The organism is Cupriavidus consociatus (assembly GCF_017814975.1).
Lineage (GTDB): Bacteria > Pseudomonadota > Gammaproteobacteria > Burkholderiales > Burkholderiaceae > Cupriavidus > Cupriavidus consociatus.
In genome coordinates this window covers 22908-29686 of sequence record NZ_JAGIQA010000047.1, presented here as the reverse complement: position 1 = coordinate 29686, position 6779 = coordinate 22908, and the positions used below count along the sequence as shown (strand labels likewise).

Annotated in this window: 6 protein-coding genes; 3 read left to right on the top strand and 3 right to left on the bottom strand. The window is 64.1% G+C overall.

Translation table 11 applies throughout. The features are described from left to right. Together J8I82_RS35110 and J8I82_RS35105 are read left to right on the top strand one after the other, a co-directional pair. On the top strand, nucleotides 1-899 hold an 899-nt coding region (locus J8I82_RS35110; protein WP_209764524.1), incomplete at its 5' end, for a tripartite tricarboxylate transporter permease. 78 nt (nucleotides 900-977) lie between these two features. Then, the gene (locus J8I82_RS35105) at nucleotides 978-1964 is read left to right on the top strand and encodes a Bug family tripartite tricarboxylate transporter substrate binding protein (RefSeq protein ID WP_209764523.1); all 987 of its coding nucleotides are present in this window, start codon (nucleotides 978-980) and stop codon (nucleotides 1962-1964) included. Between the two features lie 55 nt (nucleotides 1965-2019). Here the strand turns inward: J8I82_RS35105 and J8I82_RS35100 are convergent, their stop codons facing one another. After that, a complete protein-coding gene (locus J8I82_RS35100) occupies nucleotides 2020-2970 on the bottom strand; it encodes a PDR/VanB family oxidoreductase (protein WP_245180496.1) in 951 nt (316 codons plus the stop codon). Beyond that, complete coding sequence (locus J8I82_RS35095) at nucleotides 2967-4019, bottom strand: aromatic ring-hydroxylating dioxygenase subunit alpha (RefSeq protein WP_209764522.1); 1053 nt, start codon at nucleotides 4017-4019, stop codon at nucleotides 2967-2969. Before J8I82_RS35095 ends, J8I82_RS35100 begins: the two co-directional genes overlap by 4 nt. Nucleotides 4020-4097: 78 nt before the next feature. Between J8I82_RS35095 and J8I82_RS35090 the strand changes: the two genes are divergently transcribed. Further along, complete coding sequence (locus tag J8I82_RS35090; RefSeq protein WP_431831608.1) at nucleotides 4098-5054, top strand: LysR family transcriptional regulator; 957 nt, start codon at nucleotides 4098-4100, stop codon at nucleotides 5052-5054. Nucleotides 5055-5211: 157 nt separating this feature from the next. Here J8I82_RS35090 and pdxR read toward each other — a convergent pair whose 3' ends face one another. Beyond that, nucleotides 5212-6729, bottom strand: coding sequence for a MocR-like pyridoxine biosynthesis transcription factor PdxR (gene pdxR / locus J8I82_RS35085; protein WP_209764519.1), 1518 nt, complete (start codon nucleotides 6727-6729; stop codon nucleotides 5212-5214). Nucleotides 6730-6779 lie beyond the last annotated feature (50 nt).

The following is a 6779-nucleotide window of genomic DNA, read 5'->3' as shown; positions in this document are numbered from 1 at the left end:
TCGACGGCATCCAGGTCACCACGCTGGCGGTGGGCCTGTTCGCGATGGGCGAGACGTTCTTCTCAGCGGCGAAGTTCCAGGGTGTGCACGACACCATCGAAGCCGTCAAGGGCGGGCTGCGCATGACCGCTGGGGATTGGAAGCGCTCGTGGAAGGCATGGCTGCGCGGCACCGCCCTGGGCTTTCCGATCGGTGCGCTGCCGGCCGGCGGCGCCGAGGTGCCGACCCTGCTGTCGTACACCGTCGAACGCAAGCTGACCGATCACCAGGACGAGTTCGGCCGCGGCGCGATCGAAGGCGTGGCCGGCCCCGAGGCCGCCAATAACGCCGCCGCCACCGGCACGCTGGTGCCGCTGCTCACGCTGGGCCTGCCCACCTCCGCCACCGCGGCGATGATGCTGGCCGGCTTCCAGCAATACGGGCTGGTCCCCGGCCCGCTGCTGTTCGCCGACAAGCCCGACCTGGTATGGGGCCTGGTAGCCAGCCTGTTCATCGGCAACGTGATGCTGCTGGTGCTGAACCTGCCGCTGATCGGCATCTGGGTGCGGCTGCTGAAGCTGCCGCAGCCGTGGCTCTATGCCGGCATCCTCGTGTTTGCGGCGATGGGCACGCTGGCGGCCAATCCGTCCATCGTGGAACTGGCCATGCTGGTGGTCTTCGGGCTGGTGGGGTTCGGCATGCGCTGCCTGGACTACCCGGTGGCGCCGATGATCGTCGGCCTGATCCTGGGTCCGATGGCCGAGAGCCAGTTCCGCCGCGCGATGCAGATGAGCCTGGGCGATCCGTGGGTGTTCGTCTCCCACCCCGGCTCGGCGGCGCTGCTGGCGATAGCGGTCGCGGCACTGGTTGCACCGTTCGTGTTCAAGGGCCTGCGCAAGATGGGCGGCTCGGACGAGTAAGGGAAGCCGGCACGCCAACACCACAAGCGAAGGCGGCCGCACCGAGCCGCCTCACACAGCAAGCAAGAGGAAGACACCATGAAAGTCCCGTGCATCATCCCACGGCTGGGAGCGCTGTTGCTCGCCCTGGCCTCCGGAGCCGCCCTGGCCCAGGCCCCCTACCCTACCAAGCCTGTCACCATCGTCGTGCCCTTCTCCGCCGGCGGCGGCGTCGACGCCATGGCTCGCGTGCTGGCCGAGAAGCTTCGCACCGTCCTGGGCCAGCCGGTGGTAGTTGAAAACAAGGGCGGCGGCAGCGGCATGATCGGCGCGCAGGCCGTCGTCAAGGCGCCTGCCGACGGCTACACGCTGCTGATGGGTTCAGCTGGCGAAACGGCGATCAATCCTTATGTCTACAAGAGCCGCATGCAGTACGCGCCGCAGACTGACTTGCTGCCTGTCAGCCTGATCGTCAAGGTGCCCAACGTGGTGGTGGTGAACCCGAAGCTGCCGTACAAGACCATCGACGAGCTGATTGCCTATGCCCGTGCCAACCCCGGCAAGGTTCGCTACGGCACCAGCGGCGTCGGCAACCCGCAGCACTTGTCTGGCGAACTGATGGCGCGGCAGGCCGGCGTGCAATTGACTCACGTTCCCTACCGCGGCGCTTCGAACCAGTTGCTCGATGTGATCGGCGGGAATATCGAAATGACCTTCGTCAGCCTCGCCGGTGCGCGCCAGTTCATCAAGGACGGCAAAGTGCGCACGCTCGGCATCACCTCGCCGGGGAACAGCCCGCTGGCGCCGGCGATTCCAGCCATCTCCGACTCGGCCACCCTGAAGGGCTACACCCTGGAGAACTGGTTCGGCCTGTTCGCGCCCAGGGGCACGCCCGCGCCGGTCATCACACGCCTGAACGCCGCGGTGGCCGAAGCGCTGAAGGACCCGAAGCTCGACGCCAGGCTCAGGGATCTCGGTGGCAATCCGAATCCTGCGTCACCAGATCAATTCAAAGCCTTCATCCAGCAAGAGTCGGCCAGATTTGCGCGAATCGTCGAAGACGCAAAGATCACTCCCGAAAGCTGAGGCATCGACCAACTCCTTTGCGAAGCGACGTTGATGCCGACCGGCCAAAAGACTCTCAAATGTCCAGCACCAGCTCGCCGTCCTTCGCCCGCGACACGCAGATCAGTATGGACTGATGCGCGCAGCGTTCCTCCTCACTCAAGACATAGTCACGGTGATCAGCCTGGCCAGACACGAGCGGTACTTCGCAGCTCCTGCACAAACCTTCCCTGCATGACGATGGCAGGACAACGCCATGTTCCTCGAGAACATCGAGGATGCTGCGGTCTTCCGGAATGGCGAAGCAACCGCCATGACGAAGCAGCCGGACGCTGAACGTCTGGCGTGGACGGACTGCAATTTCCGCCGGATCCGCGCCGAACCGCTCCAGGTGTACCGAGCCCGGATGGATGCCGGCCAGCCTTGCCCTGTCACAGACCGCTTCCATCATCGCCGCCGGACCGCAGGTATAAACATGCCACCCTTCCGGCAAGGATCCCAGTGCGCCTTCGATATCGGCCCTGCCGGAATGCTCGTCGTCTGCATGCACCACGACATGATTCCTGAAAGGATCGAGCTGTTCGAGATAAGCGGCGTTGCGCCGCGATCGCACGCAGTACAGCAGGCGCCAGGCGTGGCCGCGCTCGACGCACCGATGGATCATGCCGAGGATCGGCGTAATGCCGATCCCGCCCGCGATAAAGATGTGGCCGGAAGCCTCCTCCTGCAAACCGAAAAGCGAACGCGGTTCGCTGACTTCGAGGACGTCTCCCAAGCGAAGGCTTGCATGGGCGTAGCTCGATCCCCCGCGCGAGACGGGAGCGCGCCCAATGCCAAGCCAATAGCGTGTACTGTCTGTCGCGCTGCTGGCAATCGAATACTGGCGTGTCAGCCCATTGGAAAAGCTGACATCGACATGGGCCCCGGGCTCGAATGGCGGCAGCAACGCACCCGATCGATCGCGCAATTCAACGCCAAGCACGCCTTCCGCCTCGAGGCGCAGTGTCGTCACGGTGAGCTTCATCATGCCACCTTCGCCTGTGGCGTTTGCCTCTGGGCAGCCTCATCGGCCAGCCTGCGCTCCACGACCCATCGGAACTGCGACAACGCCGCATCGATGGAGAAAGGGATCATCTTGAAATCCGGCGCCAGCGCCAGGGACCGTTGCTGGGCGGTAATGATGTCGCGGTCCTCGTCGAACGCCGTCACGACGCTCTGGTGGATCGAACGCGTGACCTCCGGATCGTCGATGGCGAAATTGTGCGGGTGGGCAAAGAAGTAGTGGGTGGAGGTCTCGGTCTCCGGCGTCAGCGCCTGGCAGCCGCGAAACTCGGCTGCGTCGATGCGCGTGCCTTCTGGCGCGCCCGTGCCGGTCGGCGCCATGCCGGAGTCCATCAACAGAATGGCAGGAATCGTGAAGTTGTAGACATTCCAGCGATCCACCTTGCCAGGCCAGTCCTTGATCTTCTTTGCAAACGGCGGCGGCTCGGTATTGAGCGTCCAGCGCGTGATGCGGACGCCGTCCTGCAGCCGCTCGACCTTCGGCTGGGCCGCCGCATAGTCCTCGCCGCCGCCTAGCGTCGTGGGATGGACAAACGGAAGATGAGAGAAGTCGAGAAGATTGTCGGCGATCAGTAAATAGTTCGTGTCGTAGTGGATATAGCCGTCAAGGCTGCGCCAGGCCGGGTCCGCGAGCCAGTGGGTGTCGGGAATCAGATCGGGATCTGCTTTTTCGGCGTTACCCATCCAGATCCAGATCCAGCGATTGCGTTCCACCACGGGAAACTTCCGCACGCGCGCCTGGGGCGGGATGCGTTGTTGCGCTGGCGCTTCCACGCATTGGCCCGTCGCATCGAATTTCAGGCCGTGATACATGCATCGGACGCAGTCACCCTCGCGCCGTCCCACGGACAATGGCGCGCCACGATGGCAGCAGCGATCTTCGAGTGCCTGCAGCACACCATCTTCCGTCCGGTACATCAGCACCGGGATGCCGGTGATGGTCCGGCTGAAGAGGTTGTTTTCGCCGACTTCGTTGTCCCAGCCGGCTACATACCAGGTGTCCCTGATGAACATGCTCGTCTCCTGTGAGGACGCGCCTTTTTCGAGCGCGTTGACAGGAGGTTAGGGATGGCCACAACATGCGTCAATCTCATGCCAATCATTCCCGGAATGTATGCCATGCATAGCGACACGTTCGATTACAACTTGCTGACCGTTTTCGATGCCATGTTGCGCGAGCGCAGTGTGACGCGTGCGGCGGCACAACTCGGCCTCACGCAAAGCGCGATGAGCCATGCGCTGAACCGCCTGCGCGACTATTTCGACGACCCGCTTTTTGTCAAAACCCCTGCGGGCATGACGCCAACGATCAAGGCCGAGGCGCTGGCCGGCACTGTGCTTGAAGTCATGACGGCAGTGCGCACTCGCGTGCTGCCGCAGGCGAGCTTCGACCCGGTCTCCCTGCGTCGAACGTTCACGCTATGCATGACCGATATGGGCGAGCTGGTTTTCCTGCCACCGTTGATCAGGCGACTGCGAAAGGAGGCGCCGCACTGCAATCTGCGCACGTTGCAAGTGCCGATTCCGCAAATCGAGGCACTGCTGGCATCCGGCGACGCCGACCTGCTGCTTGGCTCCGTGCAGACCGCACCGGAGTCCTTGTTCCAGCAGCAGTTGTTCATGCATCGTTTCGTCACGATCGTTAGCAAGAAGAACAAACGCGTGCGCGATACCTTGACGATCGAGCAGTTCGAATCCATGCCGCAAATCTCAGTAAGCCTGGCGGGGCGATCCAGTCCAGCCTACGACGCAGCCTTCGAACGTCACGGCGTGAAGCGAAACGTCTACCTGCATACGCCGCACTTCCTGAGCATCCCGCTCCTGATGGACCAGGAGCCAGACCTGATCGCGACCGTGCCCGAGGAGTTGGCCAACGTCTTTCGCCAATATGGCATCGTTCGGGTCGTCAAGCCGCCTGTGTCATTACCGCCGTATGCGCTGAGCCAGTACTGGCATCCTCGCTTTCACCATGATCCTGCCATCGTGTGGCTGCGGCAGCTGGTGAAGCTGACCTTCGACAGGTATCCGGAGACGGACCCATCGATCTAGGCATCGCGCCGGGCTCCACGCCGCCGGCACGCAAGGGGCGCCCGGCGCTCGTGCAACTGGGGAATGCGGACGGCATGGCGCGCGTGTTCAGCGACGCGCCGTTCGCGCCGACGCCCCGCAGCGCGGTGTCGGTGCGCTCCTGCAGCTCGGCGCCGGCCTAGCCGTCGAGGCACCCGCGCAACGTTCGCGCGAGACGAGACGCGTCCCTCGCATCGGTGACGTTCGCGAAGCCCATTACCAGGCCGCGCGGGGTGCGCCGCGTGCGTACGTTCGCGTACCAGATCGACAGCGGCAGTACCGCGAGCCCCGCGTCGCGTGCGCGCGAAACAAAGGCCACGTCGTCGACGGGACCCTCAGGGCTTTCGGCAAACTGGACCGCAAACTGGATTCCGCCGTGCGGCAAGGCGACAATCATGCGCTCCCCGAACGCCTGGTCCAGCGCATGCGCAATCAGCATGCGTCGCTGTCCGTACAACGCACGCATCCGCTTCACGTGCCGCGCAAAATGCCCCTGTTCGATGAAGTCCGCCACGGCCGCCTGCAATAGCATCGGAGAGCCGGCATTCATGCTGCACGCCACGCGCCCGACGCGTTCGACAGCGCGCTCCGGCACCACGGCATACGCCAGCCGCAGCCCGGGAAACATTACCTTGCTGAACGTGCCGCAATAAATCACGCGATCGTGCTTGTCGAGGCTTTTCAATGCCGGCAGTGGCCGGCCCACATATCGAAATTCGCTGTCGTAGTCGTCTTCGATGATCCAGCGAGACCCTTTCGACGCCCAATCCAGCAGTGCCATGCGCCGGGCGAGCGACAACGTGTGCCCGAGCGGGGCCTGATGCGATGGGGTAACCAGTGCAAAACGCGCCTGCGGGTCCAGCGCGATGCCGCGCTCGACATCGATGCCTTCGCTATCGACTGGCACCGGTACCAGTTGAACACCGGCTTCGGCCAGAAAGCTGCGCGCGAGCAGATAGCCGGGGTCTTCGAACCACATGCGGTCGCTGGGGCTCGCGAGACTGCGCAACAAGAGTTCGAGCGTCGCGCGGTAGCCAGCGGTAATGAATACCTGTTCCGGCAGGCACTCGACGCCCCGCGACAAGCCAAGATAGGTGGCAATGTGTTCGCGCAGCGCCCGATAACCAACCGGGTCCGGGTAGGCAAGCATCGCGCGTTGACCGCTGCGCGCGCAACGCGAAACGAGCCGGTTCCAGAGCGTGCGCGGGAACGCGTCCAGCGCCGGCAACCCGGGTTGCAACGGCTTCGGCTCCCCGCTCATCGCCACCGCGATTGCCAGCTGACGCGGCGCCGGCTGCCGGCTGCGCGATGCATCAGACACCGCGGGCGCGTCCCCCTCCCTCGCGCGCATGTGCTCCCGATCCTGTCCACTTGCAGAACGCGTCACTGCCGCCGGTAGCGAGGCGGATACGAACGTCCCGGCCGCACCGCGCATCTGCAGGTAGCCCTCATCGACTAGGATGGTATAGGCCATTTCGACCGTGCCCCGGGCCGTATTCAATTGCGTGGCGAGCCCCCGAAGCGCGGGCACGCGATCGCCAGGACGGAGGTGCCCGGCCGCGATGGCCGTCCTGAACCGCTCGCAAATCTGCAGATAGATCGGCAAGCGGTGCTGGCGATCGATTTCGATGGCCAATGGGGAAGTCCGTGCGGTCATGATGAGTCCGGGCACTGTAGGCAGCATGAATATGGCCTAGTCATTTCGAC